Raw genomic sequence first — 17,596 nt, forward strand, 5'->3', positions numbered from 1 at the left:
AATGGCGAACCAGCGGCCACACCAGTGGCGAGGCGTGATCGAGGAATACCGCGACCGGTTGCCGGTCTCGACGGACACCCCGGTGGTCACGCTCGGCGAGGGCGGTACGCCGCTGGTGGCCGCGCAATGGCTGAGCGAGAAGACCAACTGCGAGGTCTGGCTCAAGGTCGAGGGCAACAACCCGACCGGCTCGTTCAAGGACCGCGGCATGACGGTGGCGATCTCGCTGGCCGCGCAGGCCGGTGACAAGGCCGTCGTCTGCGCCTCCACCGGGAACACCTCCGCCTCAGCCGCGGCGTACGCGGTGCGGGCCGGTTTGTTGCCGTTGGTGCTGATCCCGGCCGGCCGGATCGCCAAGGGCAAGCTCGCGCAGGCGATCGTGCACGGCGCGCAACTGGTGTCGATCGACGGCGGCTTCGACGACTGCCTGCGGATCGTGCGCGAGCTCGGCAAGCACTACCCGGTCGCGCTGGTGAACTCGGTGAACCCGGTCCGGCTGGAAGGCCAGAAGACCGCGGCGTTCGAGGTCTGCGACGCGCTCGGCGACGCCCCGGATCTGCACGTGCTCCCGGTCGGCAATGCCGGCAACATCGCGGCGTACTGGAAGGGCTATTCGGAGTACAAGAAGGACAAGATCTCCTCGAAAACCCCGCAGATGTGGGGTTTCCAGGCCGAGGGCGCCGCGCCGATCGTGCGCGGTGCGATCGTCGAGCACCCCGACACGGCGGCCACCGCGATCCGCGTCGGCAACCCTGCCTCGTGGACGCTGGCCGAAGCCGCCCGGGACGAGTCGGGTGGCCGGATCGAGGCCGTCTCGGACGACCAGATCCTCTCCGCGCAGCGCGAACTCGCCGCTCGTGAAGGGGTCTTCGTCGAGCCCGCCTCGGCTGCCGGCGTGGCCGGTCTGCTCGCGACGAAGGCCGCCGGTCGGCTCGATGGCGGCCTGACCGTGGTGATCACCGTCACAGGTCACGGCCTGAAGGACATCGACACCGCCCTTGCCTATGCGCCTCCCGTGGAGGCTCCCGTGACCCCGGCGGACACGGACGCGGTGGCGCGCGTCGCGGGACTGGCCTGAGATGACCGTCCGGGTCCGCGTCCCGGCGACCAGCGCGAACCTAGGCCCCGGCTTCGACGCCTTCGGCCTCGCCCTGACCTTGTACGACGAACTGACGGTGACCCCGGGTGGTTCCGGCGTCACCGTGGAGGTTGTCGGGCCAGGGGAGGGCGAGGTGGCGCTGGACGAGTCCCATCTGGTGGTCCGCGCGATCCGCGCCGGGCTGGAGTCGCTCGGCGCTGCGGTGCCCGGGTTCACCCTGCGCTGCGAGAACCGCATTCCGCACGGCCGCGGCCTGGGATCTTCGTCGGCAGCGATCGTCGGAGGCTTGGCCGCCTCCTACGGCTTGACCGGTACGCCGCTCGACCGAGACCAGGTGGTGTCGCTCGCCCATCAGCTCGAGGGACACCCGGACAATGTGGCGGCCAGTGCGCTCGGTGGTTTCACCATCGCCTGGACCGAAGGGGATGCCGGGCGGGCTGTGCGGTTGGAGCCGGTCGAAGGGTTGTCGGCCGTGGCGTATGTGCCGCAGACGCGAGTTCTGACGAAGGCGGCTCGCGGGTTGCTGCCTGACGTAGTACCGCATGGTGACGCGGCGGCCAACGCCGGGAAGGCGGCGTTGCTCGTGGCTGCGTTGACGAATCGGCCCGATCTGCTGATGACGGCGACGGAGGATCGGCTGCACCAGGAGTACCGGGAGCCGGCCATGCCGGAGAGCCTCGCCCTTGTCCAGAAATTGCGGGGGAGTGGCCTGCCGGCGGTCATCAGCGGAGCCGGTCCGACGGTGCTCGTGCTGGGCGGCCCAGGTGGAACCTCTGCGGCGTCCGCGCCGGAGCCACCGGACGGCTGGTCGCGCTATGACCTGGGCATTGATCCAGTCGGCGTACAGGTCTGGTCCGGAGCGGTCTGAGGCGGAGATCGGGTGAGCCAGGAATTATCGGTTCGGAACACGCGTTATACCCCTCGAGTCACCAGAACGACCCTCAGTGGTGCTAGTCTCGACTCACCCGATCCCCTCCAGGTGATCGGCGAACTCTCGCCGCAATCGGGCTTAGCTCCCGGCACCCAGGTGTACGTGGCGTCTCCCAGTGAAGGACTTGCGCCGCCTGCGCCGGAGATTTCCGGGGGAACCCAGATTCAGCGAGAGCCGCCACTTTATGCCCGCGTCGCCGTTTCGTCGGTCGCGGGAGATGATTCCGGGCGATGAGCCTTCTGGACATCGTCCATCCGTGTGGGAAGGACCTCACGTGACAGAAACTGTTGAAGCCTCCAACGGAGCCGACGCATCGTCGGCCCCGGGCACCGACGCGACGGCTACCGCCGCGACGCGTCGCCGCAAGACCGGAGGCGGCCTCGAGGGCATGCTGCTCCCCGAGCTCAAGCAGCTCGCCGGGACGCTCGGCATCAAGGGCACCGGCGCTCTGCGCAAGGGCCAGCTGATCGAGGCGATCAAGGCTGCCCAGACGGGCGGCGGCTCGACGGGCGGTTCCCGCTCGCGTTCGAGCCAGCCGACGCTCGACGAGGCGGCCGCGGAGCCTGAGGTGCGCTCTCCGAGCGCCGAGGCTCCCGCTCAGGACACCCCGCAGCGCACCGGCAGCCGCCGGACCCGCGCGGCCGCCGTACAGACCGGGGCCGCCGAGCAGAATGGCGCCACCACTCCGGCCATCGAAGCGCCGGCGGCGCAGAACGGCTCCACTCCGTCCGAGACCGTCCAGGTCCCGGAGAAGGCAGCCGAGCAGGCCTCAGAGCAGACCTCAGAGCAGAGCTCCGACCGTGGTGCCGAGAGCCGCGCCGACCGTGGCGACGGGAACCGCGACCGCAACCGTGGCCGCGACAACCAGCGCACCGAGAACCGCGACAACCGTGACGGCGCCCAGACCCGGGACGGCCGTGACGGCCAGAACCGCGACGGCGCTCAGAACCGCGATGGCGCTCAGAACCGCGACGGTCAGCGGGACAACCAGCGCGGCGACCGCACCGACGGCGGGCAGAACCGCGACGGTCGCGACGGTCAGAACCGCAACGACGGCCGGGCCGATCAGCGCAACGACGGTGGCCGGGACAACCGCGGCGACAGCCGTGGTGACAACCGGGACCGGCAGAGCGACCGTGGCGAGGAGGGCGACGGCCGTCGCCGTCGCCGCCGGGGCCGCGATCGTGACCGGGGTGGCCGCGACACGGGTGGTCGCGACACCGGGCGTGACAGTGGCCGCAACCGCGGCCGCAGCGAGCGCTTCGAGCCGGAGCCGACGATCAGCGAGGACGACGTCCTGGTCCCGGCCGCGGGCATCCTCGACGTGCTCGACAACTACGCCTTCGTCCGGACCAGCGGCTACCTGCCCGGCCCGAACGACGTGTACGTCGCGCTGTCGATGGTGAAGCGCTACGGCCTGCGCAAGGGTGACGCGATCACCGGCGCGGTGAAGCAGCCGTCGGATGGCGAGCGCAAGGAGAAGTTCAACCCGCTGGTCCGGATCGACACCGTCAACGGGTCGGACCCCGAGGTCGCCAAGCAGCGTCAGGACTTCAACAAGCTGACCCCGCTGTACGCGACGGAGCGGCTCCGCCTGGAGACCGAGCCGAACATCCTCACCACCCGGATCGTCGACATCGTCAGCCCGATCGGCAAGGGCCAGCGCGGCCTGATCGTGTCGCCGCCGAAGGCCGGTAAGACGATGGTGCTGCAGGCGCTGGCGAACGCGATCACCACGAACAACCCCGAAGTACACCTGATGGTCGTGCTGGTGGACGAGCGGCCCGAAGAGGTCACCGACATGCAGCGCACGGTCAAGGGTGAGGTCATCGCCTCCACCTTCGACCGGCCGGCCGACGACCACACCACGGTCGCGGAACTGGCGATCGAGCGGGCCAAGCGCCTGGTCGAGCTGGGTCACGACGTGGTCGTGCTGCTCGACTCGATCACCCGCCTGGGCCGGGCGTACAACATCGCGGCACCGGCCAGCGGCCGGATCCTGTCCGGTGGTGTCGACTCCTCGGCGCTGTACCCGCCGAAGCGGTTCTTCGGCGCGGCCCGCAACATCGAGGACGGCGGCTCGCTGACCATCCTCGCCACCGCGCTGATCGAGACCGGCTCCAAGATGGACGAGGTCATCTTCGAGGAGTTCAAGGGCACCGGCAACATGGAGCTGAGGCTCCGCCGCGAGTTCGCCGACCGCCGGATCTTCCCGGCCATCGACGTGGTCGCCTCCGGTACCCGCCGCGAGGAACTCCTGATGAGCAAGGACGAGACCCAGGTCGTCTGGAAGCTCCGCCGGGTGCTGTCCGCACTCGACGGCCAGGCGGCCCTGGAACTCCTGATCGGCAAGCTCAAGGAGAGCAAGTCGAACATCGAGTTCCTCCTCCAGGTCAACAAAACCACCCCCAGCACCGGCGGCGGCCGCAACACCGACGACGGCAACTGAGGCAGCTTTTAGTAGTAGAAACGGTCCGCCCGGGTTTCTCCGGGCGGACCGTTTCCTGTTCCTGTACGTCGGGCATCTACCTGCACCTGCGCCTGCGATGAGCCACCCCGTGAGGGTTGATCCATTGCAACCGGACCTACGTGCGCCAACCACAGCCCCCGCGGTACCCCGGATTCGTCAGTCTGGGCCGGCCCATGGCAGAATCGTCTGTTGGTTCCGGTTCACGTTCGTGACGTGCGGGCGACCCGGGCCGCCTTGACTCGAGGAGATCCATGAAGAGCGACATCCACCCGAACTACGTGGCGACCAAGGTGACCTGCACCTGTGGCGCGACGTTCGAGACGCACTCGACCGCGGAGAACGGCGTGATCCACGCCGACGTCTGCTCCCAGTGCCACCCGTTCTACACCGGCAAGCAGAAGATCCTTGACACCGGTGGCCGGGTCGCCCGGTTCGAGAAGCGGTACGCCAAGAAGTAGCGACTTTCCGGCGCCGGTCCACGATCCCTCACGGGTTCGGGGACCGGCGCCGTTGCGTTGTCCGGGTTCACTGGTTCACGAGTCGCAAGGTCAGAGAGAGGGTGCGGGGCATGTTCGAGGCGGTGCAGACGCTGAAGGCGGAGTACGCCAAGCTGGAACGCCGGCTGGCGGATCCGGAGCTGCATTCCGACCAGGGCAACGCGCGCAAGGTCGGCAAGCGGTACGCCGCGCTGGCGCCGGTGGTCCGGACCTATGACGAGTGGTTGCAGACCGCCGACGACATCGAGGCGGCCCGCGAGCTCGCGCACGAGGACCCGTCCTTCGCGGAGGAGGCCACCAAGCTCGAGCATCGGCGCGAGGAGCTTGCCGAGAAGCTGCAGGTTCTGCTGGTGCCGCGCGACCCGAGCGACGACAAGGACGCGATCCTCGAGATCAAGGCCGGCGAGGGTGGCGACGAGTCCGCGCTGTTCGCGGGTGACCTGCTGAAGATGTACCTGAAGTACGCCGAGTCGCAGAACTGGAAGACCGAAGTACTGGATTCGGCGGAGTCGGATCTCGGTGGCTACAAGTCGATCACCGTCGCCGTGAAGGCCAAGGGGACTCCCGAGCCGGGCGAAGCGCCGTACGCGAAGCTGAAGTTCGAGGGCGGCGTGCACCGGGTGCAGCGGGTGCCGGTGACGGAGTCGCAGGGGCGGATCCACACCTCGGCGGCCGGCGTGCTGGTGCTGCCCGAGGCGGAGGACGTCGACGTCGAGATCGACCCGAACGACCTGCGCATCGACGTGTTCCGGTCGTCCGGGCCGGGCGGGCAGAGCGTCAACACGACCGACTCGGCAGTGCGGATCACGCATATCCCGACCGGGATCGTCGTCTCGATGCAGAACGAGAAGTCCCAGCTGCAGAACCGCGAACAGGCCATGCGCGTACTGCGCTCGCGGCTGCTCGCCGCTGCTCAGGAAGCCGCCGACCAGGAGGCGTCCGACGCCCGCCGGCTGCAGATCCGGACGGTGGACCGGTCGGAGCGGGTTCGCACGTACAACTTCCCGGAGAACCGGTTCTCGGACCACCGGGTCGGCTACAAGGCGCACAACCTGGACCAGGTGCTTGGTGGGGACCTGGCGCCGGTAATCCAGGCGCTCACCGAGGCTGATCTGGCGGCACGTCTCGAGGCTGTCGACTCGCAGTGAGTACTCGCACCTTGCTGGCGGAGGCTACGGCTCGGTTGGCCGAGGCTGGAGTGGCGTCGCCCGACTATGACGCGGCTGAGCTGCTTGCGCACGTGACAGGTAGCAGCCGGCTTCAGCTTGCGCTTGTTGAGCCGACAGCCGAGCAGGAGGCGCAGTACGCAGTACTGGTGGGTCGGCGGGCGCAGCGGGAGCCGTTGCAGCATCTGACTGGTACTGCGGCGTTTCGGTATCGGGAGCTTGCTGTTGGGCCGGGGGTGTTCGTGCCGCGGCCTGAGACTGAGGTGCTCGTGGGGTGGATTCTCGACCGGTTGGTTGGGGTTGAGGCGCCGCTGGTGGTGGATCTTTGCAGTGGTTCTGGGGCTATTGCTGGTGCGGTTGCTACTGAGCGGCCGGATAGCACGGTGCATGCGGTTGAGTTGTCGCCGGAGGCTTGTGTCTGGGCTCGCCGGAATTTGGCGGGGACGGGGGCGACGCTGCATGAGGGGGATATCGACGGGTGTCTGCCGGAGTTGAATGGGATGGTGGACGCGGTGATCTCGAATCCGCCGTACATCCCTTTGACTGCTTGGGAATCGGTGACAGCGGAGGTCCGCGATCATGACCCGGCGCTGGCTTTGTGGTCGGGGGATGACGGGTTGGATGAGATCAAGGTCGTGGCAGCGACTGCGGGGCGTTTGCTGAAGCCTGGCGGCTGGTTCGGCTGCGAACACGCCGACGTCCAGGGCGAATCAGCCCCCGCCGTCTTCACCTCCACAACCCTCTTCACCGAAATCCGAGACCAACAAGACCTATCCGGCCGCCCCCGCTTCACCACCGGCCGCCGAATCTGACTCCCGCCCCCGGCCGGCGTCCGGGAGAGCGCACACCAACCTCCCGCCCCACAGTGTGCTGTCGGCCGCCCGCTGACGGGCTGTTCGCCGGCTGGCGCCTTGCTAGCCGCCAGCCGGCGGACAACCTGCCAGCGAAAGCCTTCGCTGACGCGCGCCTCGCGCTCTCGCCTGGACGACTACTCGTAGACGACGAATTCGGGGCGGGGTTTTAGGGAGAGGACTTGGGCGGGGGTCATCAGGGGGCCTTGGCGGGTGTCCTCCTGGTAGAAGAGTTTGAAGCCGGCGTGGGTGCCTGGGGGGAGGGTGGGGGTTAGTTTGCGCCAGGTGGTTTCTTTGTCGACTCGGTGGCCGATGCCGTCTACGGATTTGATGGTGACTACGCCGGGGTGGGGTTTGAGGGCGCGTCCGTTCGTGAGGATCCGGACCGAGAGTTGGTGGAAGACGAAGACCTTCTCGGGGAGCTTGTTCTTCGTCACCAGGGTGGAGAGGTAGGCGGCGATGGTGTTCAGTTCGGTGCCGGTGGTGTGGCCGAAGACTCGGCCGGGGACCTGGGTGGGGCCTACTGCCCATTCGGGGTCGAAGGCGAGGCCTACGTCGGGTTCGTCGAGCCAGCGTTCCAGGCGTTTCACCTCGTCCACGATCTTGGCGCGGCCGGGCTGGACGTCGAGGAGCAGCAACATGCGGTGTTTGCGAGCGACCGTCAGGTAGTTCTGGATGTCGGCGTCCGAGGTGCGGGTGCGGTACTTGCCGTCGGGGCCGGGGTGGCCGTTCGCGACCACGGCGATGAGTTCCATCACCGGCTGCGGGGTTCGGCCGGCGGCGTAGGACTTCGACAGCTTCTCGAGCCGGGCCGCCTTCGCTTCGAGGTTGCTGTCGAGCTGGCCGAGCGCGGGCGAACCGGGCAGGCCGACGTACCCGACCAGTTGGTACTTCGGGAAGATTCGCCGGCCGCCGCGGGGGAGTTCGCCGTCAGCGGCCGCCGCAGGAGTTGGAGTGGTGGACGGCTTCGGCGTCGGCGTTGGCTGGGCGGCTGGAGCCGGCGGTGTGGGCGCCGGCACGTCGCTGCAGCTGGTCAGCGCTGCCAGCAGCATCAACACGGCTGCGGTGGCGACTGGAGCCTTGCTCGGAACGACCATCGGACCAGGGAACCACGCTGCGCCAATCAAGCCACATCAAGGCGTGTCAGCCAGCCGCCCCTGATCCGCCGGTGCCCCAGACCGTCAGACCTCGGTACTGCGGGCCGTCAGCTCTGGGCCAGGTAGTCGTCGATCTCGGTGAGCAGCGCGGTCTTCACCGAGTCCTCGGCGAAGGACACCCGCACGGCCGTCCGGGCGAGCTCGGCCGCGCCGGCTTCGTCGAGGTCCAGCAGGCCGGCGGCGACGGCGTACTCGTTGACCAGGTCGGTCCCGAACATCGGCGGGTCGTCGGAGTTGATCGTGACGACCAGCCCCGCCTCGACCATCGCCCGCAGCGGGTGCTCCTCGTACGACGCGACCGCGCGGGTGGCGAGGTTCGACGTCGGGCTGACCTCCAGCGGGATCCGGTGCTCGCCCAGGTAGTCGACCAGTGCCGGGTCCTGCATCGCGGACGTGCCGTGGCCGATGCGCTCCGCCTTCAGCACTCGCACCGCGTCCCAGATCGTCTCGGGCCCGGTGGTCTCGCCCGCGTGCGGCACGCTGTGCAGACCAACGGCCCGCGCGGCATCGAAGTACGGCGCGAACTGCGGCCGCGGTACGCCGATCTCCGGGCCGCCGAGTCCGAAGGCGACCAGGCCGTCGGGGCGGATCTCGGTCGCGATCCGGGTGGTCTCGATCGCCGCGGGGATCCCGCTCTCGCCGGGGATGTCGAAGATCCAGCGCAACGTCACGCCGAGTTCCTTCTCCGCCGCGGTCCGGGCGTCCTCGATCGCCTCGCAGAACGCCTCGGGCGCGATTCCCCGCTGGACCGACGTGTACGGCGTGACCGTGAGCTCGGAGTACCGGATGTTCTGCGCGGCCATCTCACGGGCGATCTCAAAGGTCAGCAGCCGTACGTCGTCGGGCGTGCTGACCAGGTCGACCACGGTCAGGTAGACGTCGATGAACTTCGCGAAGTCGGTGAAGGTGAAGTACTCCGCCAGCGCGGCCGCGTCGGCCGGAACGGGGGAGTCGGGGTGTCGCGCGGCCAGCTCGGCCACGATCCGCGGCGACGCCGATCCGACGTGGTGGACATGCAGTTCGGCCTTCGGCAAACCGGTCAGGAACTCCCGCGACAAAGTCATGGCCGGGATCTTATGCAGCACTCCGGCCGGGCGGCGCGGAAGCTGACAATCATTTGTCAGGAGTCTGTTCCGTGGGCCTGTGGACAGCCCGGCTGGAGTGCGGGGCCCCGCGGGTGGCACGATGCACTGCGTGAGCGAGCGCTTTGACTTCACCGGTGACGAGCTGGCACCGGCCTACCGTGCGGCCGTGGATGCCATCGAGGCCGGCGACCTGGTGGTCCTGCCGACGGACACCGTGTACGGGATCGCTGCCGACGCCTTCAAGGCCGACGCGGTGCAGCGGCTGCTGGACGCGAAGGGTCGCGGCCGGGACATGCCCCCGCCTGTGCTGATCTCGGTGGTCGAGTCGCTGGACGCGCTCGCCACCGACGTGCCGGAAGCGGGCCGGAAGCTGTGCGAGGCGTTCTGGCCCGGACCGCTGACGGTGATCTGCCACGCGCAGACGTCGCTGATGTGGGACCTGGGGGACACCCAGGGGACCGTCGCGCTCCGGGTGCCGGATCACGAGAACACCCGCGAACTGCTGTCCCGCACGGGCCCGCTGGCGGTCAGCTCGGCCAACCTGAGCGGTCAGCCGGCGGCGCTGGACGTGTACGACGCCGAGGCGCAGTTGCTCGACTCGGTCGCGGTCTTCCTCGATGGGGGAGCCGTCACCGGCGGCGAGCCGTCCACGATCGTCGACCTGACCGGCGACGTGCCGCACGTGGTCCGCATCGGCGCCCTGTCGATGGCGCAGATCCGCGAGATCGTCCCCGAGGCGACCACCGACCTCGAGCCGGACGAGAAGCCCGACACCGAGGACGAGCCAACCGAACCGCAGCCCGAGGCGTCCAAGCTGGAGACGACGGACAACGAGCCCGCCGAGGACAAGCCGGTAGACGACCTGCCCACCGCCGACGAGAAGCCGGTGGACGAGAAGCCGGCCGACGAGAAGCCGGTGGACGAGAAGCCGCTGGACGACGAGAAGCCGGCCGAAGTGAAGCCTGTGGACGAGAAGACCGATGTGAGGCCTGCGGACTAGTGCGCGAGTACCTGCTGGTCCTGTTCGTGGCGATGGCCACGACCTTCCTGCTGACCGGCGTGGCCCGGCAGATCGCACTGCGGTACGGCGCCGTCGCGAAGGTCCGCGCCCGCGACGTGCACAAGATCCCGATCCCGTACTTCGGTGGCGTCTCGATCCTCGGCGGCCTGATCGCCGGTTTCGCGGTCGCCTCCAGCCTGCCCTTCCTCGGCGACAGCCTGCAGGTCGCCCACGACGCCCGGGCGATCCTGATCGGCGGCGTGGTCATCTGCGCCGTCGGCGTCGTCGACGACCTGTACGAGCTCGACGCGATCACCAAGCTCGCCGGCCAGGTCCTCGCGGTCGGTGTGATGGTCGTGCAGGGCATCCAGCTGTACTGGCTCCCGCTGCCCGGCGGCATCTTCTCGCCGCCGCCCGCGCAGCTCGCCGTCCTCACGGCCGGCATCCTGCTCGTCTCGACCAACGCGGTGAACTTCGTCGACGGCCTGGACGGTCTCGCCGCCGGTGTCACCGCGATCGGCGCGGGCGCGTTCTTCACCTACTCGTACCTGCTGAACGTCGAGCAGAACCTCGACCGCGCGACCACCTCCACGCTGATCACGGTCGCGCTGGCCGGTGCTTGTCTGGGGTTCCTGCCGCACAACTTCTTCCCCGCCAGGGTGTTCATGGGGGATTCCGGCGCGTTGCTGATCGGGTTGATGCTGGCCGCGTCGACGATCAGCCTGACCGGCCAGATGGACCCGAACGCGGTCCCGTACGAGGTCGGCGGGTCGAGCCTGCTGCCCGCCCTGCTCCCGCTGATCCTGCCGATCGCCGTACTCGCCATCCCCGCGCTGGACCTGACGATGGCCTACGTACGGCGTACCAAGGCGGGCCGGTCGCCGTTCGCGGCGGACAAGCTCCACCTGCACCACCGGTTGATGCAGCGTGGGCACTCGCACCGGCGCGCGGTGCTCCTGATGTACCTGTGGACCGCGTTGATCGCCTTCGGTGTGGTGGTCCTCGGTCTGGTCCTGTACTGGTGGACGGCCCTCCTCGTGCTGGCCGTCACGATCACCGCCATCTTCCTCACCACCGGCCTCCCACGCCGTACCGCGAAACCCCTCGCCAAGGTCTGAGGGGGACCAGACCAGTGAGTGACGTGGGCTACCGATAGGGTGTTCGTGTACAGCGGCAGGGTGCTCGTTTTGCTGACTGCGAAGACTTTGTGCTAGTTTTCACAAGCACCAGCGAAGTACAGCTTCACCCCTGACCCCGCCCACCCGACGACCGAGGGCAACAATCCCGGTCGCCAGCAGGACGGAACGACCGGATGGCTCCCCAAGTAGTCAGCCAGAACGAAGCCGGCCAGGCCACTCGGCACCCGGCGCTGGCGATGTTGCGCGGCGCACTTGTCGCCGCGGTGGTCGTCGGCGTGAACGCCGTAGCCGTGGCGACCGTGGCCGCCGGCATCGAGGGCCTGTGGGGTGCGGTGCTGGGTCTGCTGATGGTGATCATCTTCTCCGGCGCGGGTTTGCTCGCGCTGCACCTGTTCCGCCGGACCAGCCCGACCGTGCAACTCGCGGTCGCGATGGCTTCCTACACCGGCCGGATCGCGATCTTCGGCGGCCTGCTCGCCCTGGCTCTGAGCTCCGACAGCCTGGCCGAGAACGTCAACCTGACCGCGTTGGGAATCAGCGCGATGGTGGTCGTGATGGGCTGGATGGCAGGCGAGATCTGGGCCTGGTCGCGACTGCGCATTCCGATCTACGACCTCGACCACGAGGTGAACCGATGATCACCGTCCGTGACGCCTCGGATAGCCGTTTCCCAGTCGTGATCAAGGGTGTGGCGAACGGCACTGAACACCCCGCTCGGGCCGATATGACCCGGCGTGTCACCGACTGGTACCTTTCGGGTGCCAATGAGCCAGCACGAGGATCCGAAGCCGACGCCGAACACTTCCGGCGATGGCTGGCGGGTCCTGTCCTACTTGATCGGCGGAATCCTCATCTATGGGGGGATCGGGTTCGGTCTGGACCGCTGGCTGGGCACCCAGTTCTTGCTTCCGGTGGGCATCGTCCTCGGTGCCGGCCTCACCATCTTGCTGTTGCACTTCCGGTACGGACGGTCCTGAGCCCTACCGGGTCTGACGTAGTTGACCGCCTTGCCCTGAGCCGCCCTGCCCTTAGCCCTATGGCGAACGACTTGAGCACGACGCGAGAGGAGACCCGGTGATCGCCGGCGTTTCGACCGAGTTCAACCCACCCGGTCCAGAGGACTTCCAGCTGCCGCCCATCATCCCGGGCGTCGATTGGTTCACCAAGCCGGTCCTGGTGGCCGGCCTGTCGGTGGTCCTGATCGTCTGGTTCTTCTACGGGGCGTCCCGGAAGTCCGCGATCGTGCCCAGCAAGCTGCAGTTCGCCGGCGAGCTCGGGTACAACTTCGTCCGGAACTCGATCGCCCGCGACGCGATCGGCAGCCAGGAGTACATGAAGTACGTGCCGTACCTGTGCGGCCTGTTCTTCTTCATCCTGCTGAACAACGTCGCCGCGACGATCCCGCTGGTCCAGTTCCCGACCTTCAGCCACATCGGCTGGGCGTACTCCGCGGCCATCCTGAGCTGGGTCATCTACAACGGGGTCGGCATCCGCAAGCACGGGATCCTCGGCTACCTCAAGTTGCAGACGATGCCGGCCGGTGTGCCGCTCTGGCTGCTGCCGCTGATGATCCCGATCGAGTTCATCTCGAACATCGTGGTCCGGCCGATCTCGCTGAGCCTGCGGCTGTTCGCGAACATGTTCGCCGGTCACATCCTGGTGCTGGTGTTCGTGCTCGGCGGTGAGTACCTGCTGCTGCACGCCGGCGGCATCGCGCTCAGCGGCGTCGGCGTCCTCACCTTGCTGATGGGCCTCGCGATCGCCGGACTGGAGCTGTTCGTCCAGTGCATCCAGGCCTACATCTTCGTCGTGCTGACCGCGCAGTACATCGGCGGCGCGCTCGCCGACGAACACTGATCCGCACCATCCACAGACCCGTACCAACGGAAACCCGGATAGTCCCTATCCGTACCGAAAGGAACACACTGCAATGAACGCTCTCGAGCTCTCCGGCAACATCGCCGTCCTCGGTTACGGCCTCGCCGCGATCGGCCCGGGCGTCGGTGTCGGTCTGATCTTCGCGGCCGTCATCAGCGGCACCGCGCGTCAGCCCGAGGCGCAGAGCAAGCTGCAGTCGATCGCGTGGATTGGCTTCGGCGTGACCGAGGTGCTGGCGATCATCGGTATCGCGCTCGCCTTCGTCTTCCGCACCTGATCGCCCCCCTTTCGACTGACAGGATCCAGACATGTTGACGTTAGTTCTTCCGTTGACCGAGGCCGAGGGCCCGAACCCGCTGCTGCCCCACACCGCGGAGATCATCTTCGGCTTCGTCTTCCTGATCCTCCTGGCCATCGCCTTCGCCAAGTTCGTCGTCCCCAGGTTCGAGAAGGCTTACGCCGACCGGACCGCGGCGATCGAAGGCGGAATGGACGCGGCCAAGCGGGCCCAGGCCGAGGCGAAGGCGGCGCTGGACAAGTACAACGCGCAGCTTGGCGAGGCCCGGCAGGAGGCGGCGAAGATCCGCGAGGACGCGCGCGAGCAGGGTGCGCTCATCATCGCGGAGATGCGCGAGCAGGCGAGCACCGAGGCTGATCGCATCGTGACCCACGCCCGCACCCAGATCGACGCCGAGCGGACCCAGGCCGTCGCCTCGCTGCGTCGTGAGGTCGGCACCATGGCGACCACGCTGGCCAGCCGGATCGTCGGTGAGTCGCTCGAGGAAGAGGCGCGTCAGCGTCGCACCGTCGAGCGCTTCCTGGCGGACCTGGAGTCGTCGGAGTCCGCCCGCCAGGCTGTGGGAACGGACGGCTGATGCGCGGCGGATCGAAGGAGTCACTCGCCCGGGCCCAGGAGGCCCTGGCGGGTGTCACCGTCACCGAGGGCCTCGGCACCGAGTTGTTCTCGATCGCCAAGCTGCTGGACGGGAACGGCTCGCTGCGGCGTGCGCTGACCGACCCGGCCCGTCCGGTGCCGGCGCGTACCGGGCTGGTTCAGCAGTTGTTCGGTGGCAAGATCTCCGCTCAGGCGCTGGAGATCCTGACCGCCTCGGTGAGCGGCCGCTGGGTCAGCGCCCGTGACCTCGGCAACGCGCTCGACGAGCTGAGCGTCGATGCCGACATCGTGTACGCCGACTCGCAGGGCAAGCTGGACGACGTGGAGGACGAGTTGTTCCGCCTCGACCGGGTGATCTCGGCCGAGCGGGCTCTCAGCGACAAGCTGAGTGACCGCAACATCCCGGTCGCGGCACGGCAGGAACTGCTCCACGGTCTACTGCAGGGCAAGGCGGATTCCGTCACCGTGCGGCTCGCCGAGCGGGCAGTGGACGGCCGCGGCCGGCACTTCGCGACGTCGATGCGGTCCTACCAGGTCGCGGCCGCGGCCCGGCGCAACGCCAGCATCGCCACCGTGCGGGTGGCGGTCGATCTGACCGAAGGCGAACGCCAGCGGCTCGCCGAGGCGCTCGGCCGGCAGTACGGTCGACAGATCCAGCTGAACGTGATCGTCGACCCCAAGGTCGTCGGCGGCGTCCGGGTGGACATCGGCGACGAAGTGATCGACGGAACCATCGCGGCCCGGCTCGACGAGGCGCAACGGCGCATCGCGGGCTGACCCTAACGACATATTGCGGCGCTAGCGGTCAGCAAACCTCTAGGGCCAAGACACAGGCCAGCTAGGTCAAGGAAGCAGGGACGGAAGATAATGGCGGAGCTCACGATCAGGCCGGAGGAAATCCGGGACGCCCTGGATCGCTTCGTCTCCGACTACGAACCGGAGACGGCGACCCGTGAAGAGGTCGGCACCGTTGTCGACGCAGGTGACGGCATCGCGCACGTCGAGGGACTGCCCTCGGCGATGACGAACGAGCTGCTCGAGTTCGAGGACGGCACCCAGGGCATCGCGTTGAACCTCGACGTCCGCGACATCGGCGTCGTCGTCCTCGGTGAGTTCGACGGCATCGAGGAGGGCCAGCAGGTCCGCCGGACCGGCGAGGTCCTGTCCGTGCAGGTCGGTGAGGGCTACCTGGGTCGCGTCGTCAACCCGATGGGTCACCCGATCGACGGTCTGGGTGAGATCAAGGACCTCGAGGGCAGCCGCGCGCTGGAACTGCAGGCCGCCGGCGTGATGGACCGCCAGGAGGTCCGCGAGCCGCTGCAGACCGGTATCAAGGCGATCGACGGCATGATCCCGATCGGCCGCGGTCAGCGTCAGCTGATCATCGGCGACCGCAAGACCGGCAAGACGGCGATCGCGGTCGACACGATCATCAACCAGAAGGCCAACTGGGAGTCCGGCGACCCGGACAAGCAGGTCCGCTGCATCTACGTCGCGATCGGCCAGAAGGGCTCGACGATCGCCTCGGTGCGCGGCGCGCTCGAAGAGGCCGGCGCGATGGCGTACACCACCATCGTGGCCTCCCCGGCGTCCGACCCGGCCGGCTTCAAGTACGTCGCGCCGTACACCGGCTCGGCCATCGGCCAGCACTGGATGTACCAGGGCAAGCACGTCCTGATCGTGTTCGACGACCTGACCAAGCAGGCCGAGGCCTACCGCTCGATGTCGCTGCTGCTGCGCCGCCCGCCGGGCCGTGAGGCGTACCCGGGGGACGTCTTCTACCTGCACAGCCGGCTGCTCGAGCGCTGCGCGAAGCTGAGCGACGAGCTCGGCGCCGGCTCGATGACGGGTCTGCCGGTGATCGAGACCAAGGCGAACGACGTCTCGGCCTTCATCCCGACCAACGTCATCTCCATCACCGACGGCCAGATCTTCCTGCAGTCGGACCTGTTCAACGCCAACATCCGCCCCGCCATCGACGTCGGTATCTCGGTGTCCCGGGTCGGCGGCGCCGCCCAGGTCAAGGCGATGAAGAAGGTCTCCGGCTCGCTGAAGCTGGACCTGGCGCAGTTCCGCTCGATGGAGGCGTTCGCGATGTTCGCCTCCGACCTCGACGCCACCTCCCGCCGCCAGCTGGACCGTGGTCAGCGCCTGGTGGAGCTGCTCCGCCAGCCGCAGTACTCGCCGTACCCGGTGGAGGAGCAGGTCGTCTCCATCTGGTCCGGTACGACGGGCAAGTTCGACGACGTCCCGGTCGAGGACGTACTGCGGTTCGAGCGCGAGTTCCTGGACTACCTGCGCCGGGAGTCCAACGTGCTCGACGGCATCCGCGAGACCAGCCTGTTCGACGACGACGCCCAGGCGGCCGTGATCACGGCGCTGGACAACTTCAAGCCCACCTTCCAGACCTCCGGCGGCGAGCTGCTGGTCGGCCGGGAGGAGACTGAGGCGATGGACGAAGAGGACGTCGAGCAGGAGCAGATCGTCCGGCAGAAGCGGGGCTGATCAACCCATGCCAGCTACTCTGCGGCAGCTTCGCGAGCGCCGGGCCTCGGTCTCGACGATCAAGAAGCTCACCCGCGCGATGGAGCTCATCGCGGCGTCCCGGATCGTCAAGGCGCAGCAACGCGCCCAGGCGGCAGGTCCGTACGCGCGTGAGCTCACCCGTGCCGTGTCGGCGGTGGCGACGTTCTCGAACGTCGACCACCCGCTGACCACCGAGAACCCGAACCCGAAGCGCGCCGCGGTGCTGCTGATCACCTCGGACCGCGGCCAGGCCGGTGCCTACTCCTCCTCGGTCATCCGCGAGGGTGAGCGGCTGAACCAGCTGCTCCGCGAGGACGAGAAGGAGATCGTGCCGTTCCTGAGCGGCCGCAAGGGGATCGCCTACTACCACTTCCGGCAGCGCGAGGTCGCGCAGTCGTGGAGCGGCGACTCCGACGCGCCGTCGTTCACCCGGGCCCGGGAGATCGCCGACGCCCTGATCGAGGCCTTCCTGACCCCGGCCGAGGAGGGCGGCGTGGACGAGATCCACATCGTCTTCACCCGGTTCGTGTCGATGCTGACGCAGCGCCCGGACGTCATCCGGCTGCTGCCGTTGGAGGTTGTCGAGGGTGAGGAGGCCCCGGAGCCGGACGACGTCCTGCCGCTGTACGAGTTCGAGCCGTCCGCGGAGGACGTGCTCGACGGACTGCTGCCGAAGTACGTCGCCAGCCGGATCCACTACTGCATGCTGCAGGCGGCGGCCTCCGAGCTGGCGAGCCGGCAGCGGGCGATGAAGTCGGCGACGGACAACGCGCAGGACCTGATCGAGCGACTGACGCGTGAGGCCAACCAGGCGCGTCAGGCCCAAATTACCCAAGAAATCAGCGAGATCGTCGGTGGCGCGGGTGCGCTGGCCGATGCGTCCGCCGGGAGCGAGTGAGAGA

At 68.2% G+C, this 17,596-nt stretch carries 18 protein-coding genes; 16 read left to right on the top strand and 2 right to left on the bottom strand.

The features are described from left to right. The first annotated feature begins 1 nt into the window (after position 1). The 6 genes from thrC (at position 2) to prmC (ending at position 6,975) form a co-directional block, all read left to right on the top strand. Entirely contained in the window at positions 2–1,078 is a 1,077-nt protein-coding gene (gene thrC / locus ACFPJ1_RS14135; RefSeq protein ID WP_380104065.1) for a threonine synthase, read from the top strand. A 1-nt stretch (position 1,079) separates the two neighbouring features. Further along, complete coding sequence (gene thrB / locus ACFPJ1_RS14140) at positions 1,080–1,967, top strand: homoserine kinase (RefSeq protein WP_380104066.1); 888 nt, start codon at positions 1,080–1,082, stop codon at positions 1,965–1,967. Positions 1,968–2,304: 337 nt separating this feature from the next. Continuing rightward, complete coding sequence (gene rho, locus ACFPJ1_RS14145) at positions 2,305–4,479, top strand: transcription termination factor Rho (RefSeq protein ID WP_380104067.1); 2,175 nt, start codon at positions 2,305–2,307, stop codon at positions 4,477–4,479. A gap of 272 nt (positions 4,480–4,751) precedes the next feature. Beyond that, positions 4,752–4,958 (top strand): 50S ribosomal protein L31, encoded by a 207-nt coding sequence (gene rpmE, locus ACFPJ1_RS14150; RefSeq protein ID WP_132190984.1) that lies wholly within the window; start codon positions 4,752–4,754, stop codon positions 4,956–4,958. 110 nt (positions 4,959–5,068) lie between these two features. Then, entirely contained in the window at positions 5,069–6,145 is a 1,077-nt protein-coding gene (gene prfA, locus ACFPJ1_RS14155; protein ID WP_380104068.1) for a peptide chain release factor 1, read from the top strand. After that, positions 6,142–6,975, top strand: a complete 834-nt coding sequence (gene prmC / locus ACFPJ1_RS14160; protein WP_380104069.1) for a peptide chain release factor N(5)-glutamine methyltransferase — start codon at positions 6,142–6,144, stop codon at positions 6,973–6,975. The genes prfA and prmC overlap by 4 nt, the downstream gene beginning before the upstream one ends. 176 nt (positions 6,976–7,151) lie before the next feature. Here prmC and ACFPJ1_RS14165 read toward each other — a convergent pair whose 3' ends face one another. Then, on the bottom strand, positions 7,152–8,111 hold the full coding sequence (locus ACFPJ1_RS14165) for a hypothetical protein (protein ID WP_380104070.1): 960 nt from the start codon (positions 8,109–8,111) through the stop codon (positions 7,152–7,154). 107 nt (positions 8,112–8,218) lie between these two features. Beyond that, on the bottom strand, positions 8,219–9,235 hold the full coding sequence (locus tag ACFPJ1_RS14170; protein ID WP_380104071.1) for an adenosine deaminase: 1,017 nt from the start codon (positions 9,233–9,235) through the stop codon (positions 8,219–8,221). A gap of 121 nt (positions 9,236–9,356) precedes the next feature. On the opposite strand from ACFPJ1_RS14170, the gene ACFPJ1_RS14175 reads away from it, so the two are divergent. The 10 genes from ACFPJ1_RS14175 to ACFPJ1_RS14220 all read left to right on the top strand — a co-directional run bounded on the left by ACFPJ1_RS14175 (position 9,357) and on the right by ACFPJ1_RS14220 (position 17,592). Further along, on the top strand, positions 9,357–10,256 hold the full coding sequence (locus ACFPJ1_RS14175; protein WP_380104072.1) for an L-threonylcarbamoyladenylate synthase: 900 nt from the start codon (positions 9,357–9,359) through the stop codon (positions 10,254–10,256). Then, positions 10,256–11,374, top strand: a complete 1,119-nt coding sequence (locus ACFPJ1_RS14180) for a glycosyltransferase family 4 protein (protein ID WP_132190981.1) — start codon at positions 10,256–10,258, stop codon at positions 11,372–11,374. Before ACFPJ1_RS14175 ends, ACFPJ1_RS14180 begins: the two co-directional genes overlap by 1 nt. Positions 11,375–11,568: 194 nt before the next feature. Then, entirely contained in the window at positions 11,569–12,033 is a 465-nt protein-coding gene (locus ACFPJ1_RS14185) for a hypothetical protein (RefSeq protein WP_380104073.1), read from the top strand. Positions 12,034–12,159: 126 nt separating this feature from the next. Then, a complete protein-coding gene (locus tag ACFPJ1_RS14190; protein ID WP_380104074.1) occupies positions 12,160–12,372 on the top strand; it encodes a hypothetical protein in 213 nt (70 codons plus the stop codon). Between the two features lie 97 nt (positions 12,373–12,469). Continuing rightward, positions 12,470–13,252 carry a F0F1 ATP synthase subunit A gene (gene atpB / locus ACFPJ1_RS14195; RefSeq protein ID WP_380104075.1) on the top strand — a complete coding sequence of 261 codons (783 nt, stop codon included), beginning with the start codon at positions 12,470–12,472 and terminating at the stop codon, positions 13,250–13,252. A gap of 73 nt (positions 13,253–13,325) precedes the next feature. Continuing rightward, complete coding sequence (gene atpE / locus ACFPJ1_RS14200; protein ID WP_132190977.1) at positions 13,326–13,550, top strand: ATP synthase F0 subunit C; 225 nt, start codon at positions 13,326–13,328, stop codon at positions 13,548–13,550. Positions 13,551–13,581: 31 nt separating this feature from the next. Further along, positions 13,582–14,148: a F0F1 ATP synthase subunit B gene (locus ACFPJ1_RS14205; RefSeq protein WP_380104076.1), complete on the top strand. Its 567-nt coding sequence runs from the start codon at positions 13,582–13,584 to the stop codon at positions 14,146–14,148. Then, entirely contained in the window at positions 14,148–14,945 is a 798-nt protein-coding gene (locus tag ACFPJ1_RS14210; RefSeq protein ID WP_380104077.1) for a F0F1 ATP synthase subunit delta, read from the top strand. The genes ACFPJ1_RS14205 and ACFPJ1_RS14210 overlap by 1 nt, the downstream gene beginning before the upstream one ends. Positions 14,946–15,035: 90 nt before the next feature. After that, positions 15,036–16,673: a F0F1 ATP synthase subunit alpha gene (gene atpA / locus ACFPJ1_RS14215; protein ID WP_380104078.1), complete on the top strand. Its 1,638-nt coding sequence runs from the start codon at positions 15,036–15,038 to the stop codon at positions 16,671–16,673. A gap of 7 nt (positions 16,674–16,680) precedes the next feature. Then, positions 16,681–17,592, top strand: a complete 912-nt coding sequence (locus ACFPJ1_RS14220; RefSeq protein ID WP_380104079.1) for a F0F1 ATP synthase subunit gamma — start codon at positions 16,681–16,683, stop codon at positions 17,590–17,592. Positions 17,593–17,596 lie beyond the last annotated feature (4 nt).

This window comes from Kribbella qitaiheensis (assembly GCF_042657745.1).
Classification (GTDB): domain Bacteria; phylum Actinomycetota; class Actinomycetes; order Propionibacteriales; family Kribbellaceae; genus Kribbella; species Kribbella qitaiheensis.

Coding starts and splice junctions, on each gene's coding strand:
- atpE (WP_132190977.1), top strand. CDS start 13,326: ATGAACGCTCTCGAGCTCTCCGGCAACATCGCCGTCCTCGGTTACGGC.
- atpA (WP_380104078.1), top strand. CDS start 15,036: ATGGCGGAGCTCACGATCAGGCCGGAGGAAATCCGGGACGCCCTGGAT.
- ACFPJ1_RS14185 (WP_380104073.1), top strand. CDS start 11,569: ATGGCTCCCCAAGTAGTCAGCCAGAACGAAGCCGGCCAGGCCACTCGG.
- ACFPJ1_RS14175 (WP_380104072.1), top strand. CDS start 9,357: ATGCACTGCGTGAGCGAGCGCTTTGACTTCACCGGTGACGAGCTGGCA.
- thrB (WP_380104066.1), top strand. CDS start 1,080: ATGACCGTCCGGGTCCGCGTCCCGGCGACCAGCGCGAACCTAGGCCCC.
- prfA (WP_380104068.1), top strand. CDS start 5,069: ATGTTCGAGGCGGTGCAGACGCTGAAGGCGGAGTACGCCAAGCTGGAA.
- ACFPJ1_RS14165 (WP_380104070.1), bottom strand. CDS start 8,111: ATGGTCGTTCCGAGCAAGGCTCCAGTCGCCACCGCAGCCGTGTTGATG.
- ACFPJ1_RS14170 (WP_380104071.1), bottom strand. CDS start 9,235: ATGACTTTGTCGCGGGAGTTCCTGACCGGTTTGCCGAAGGCCGAACTG.
- ACFPJ1_RS14220 (WP_380104079.1), top strand. CDS start 16,681: ATGCCAGCTACTCTGCGGCAGCTTCGCGAGCGCCGGGCCTCGGTCTCG.
- rpmE (WP_132190984.1), top strand. CDS start 4,752: ATGAAGAGCGACATCCACCCGAACTACGTGGCGACCAAGGTGACCTGC.
- thrC (WP_380104065.1), top strand. CDS start 2: ATGGCGAACCAGCGGCCACACCAGTGGCGAGGCGTGATCGAGGAATAC.
- ACFPJ1_RS14205 (WP_380104076.1), top strand. CDS start 13,582: ATGTTGACGTTAGTTCTTCCGTTGACCGAGGCCGAGGGCCCGAACCCG.
- ACFPJ1_RS14190 (WP_380104074.1), top strand. CDS start 12,160: ATGAGCCAGCACGAGGATCCGAAGCCGACGCCGAACACTTCCGGCGAT.
- ACFPJ1_RS14210 (WP_380104077.1), top strand. CDS start 14,148: ATGCGCGGCGGATCGAAGGAGTCACTCGCCCGGGCCCAGGAGGCCCTG.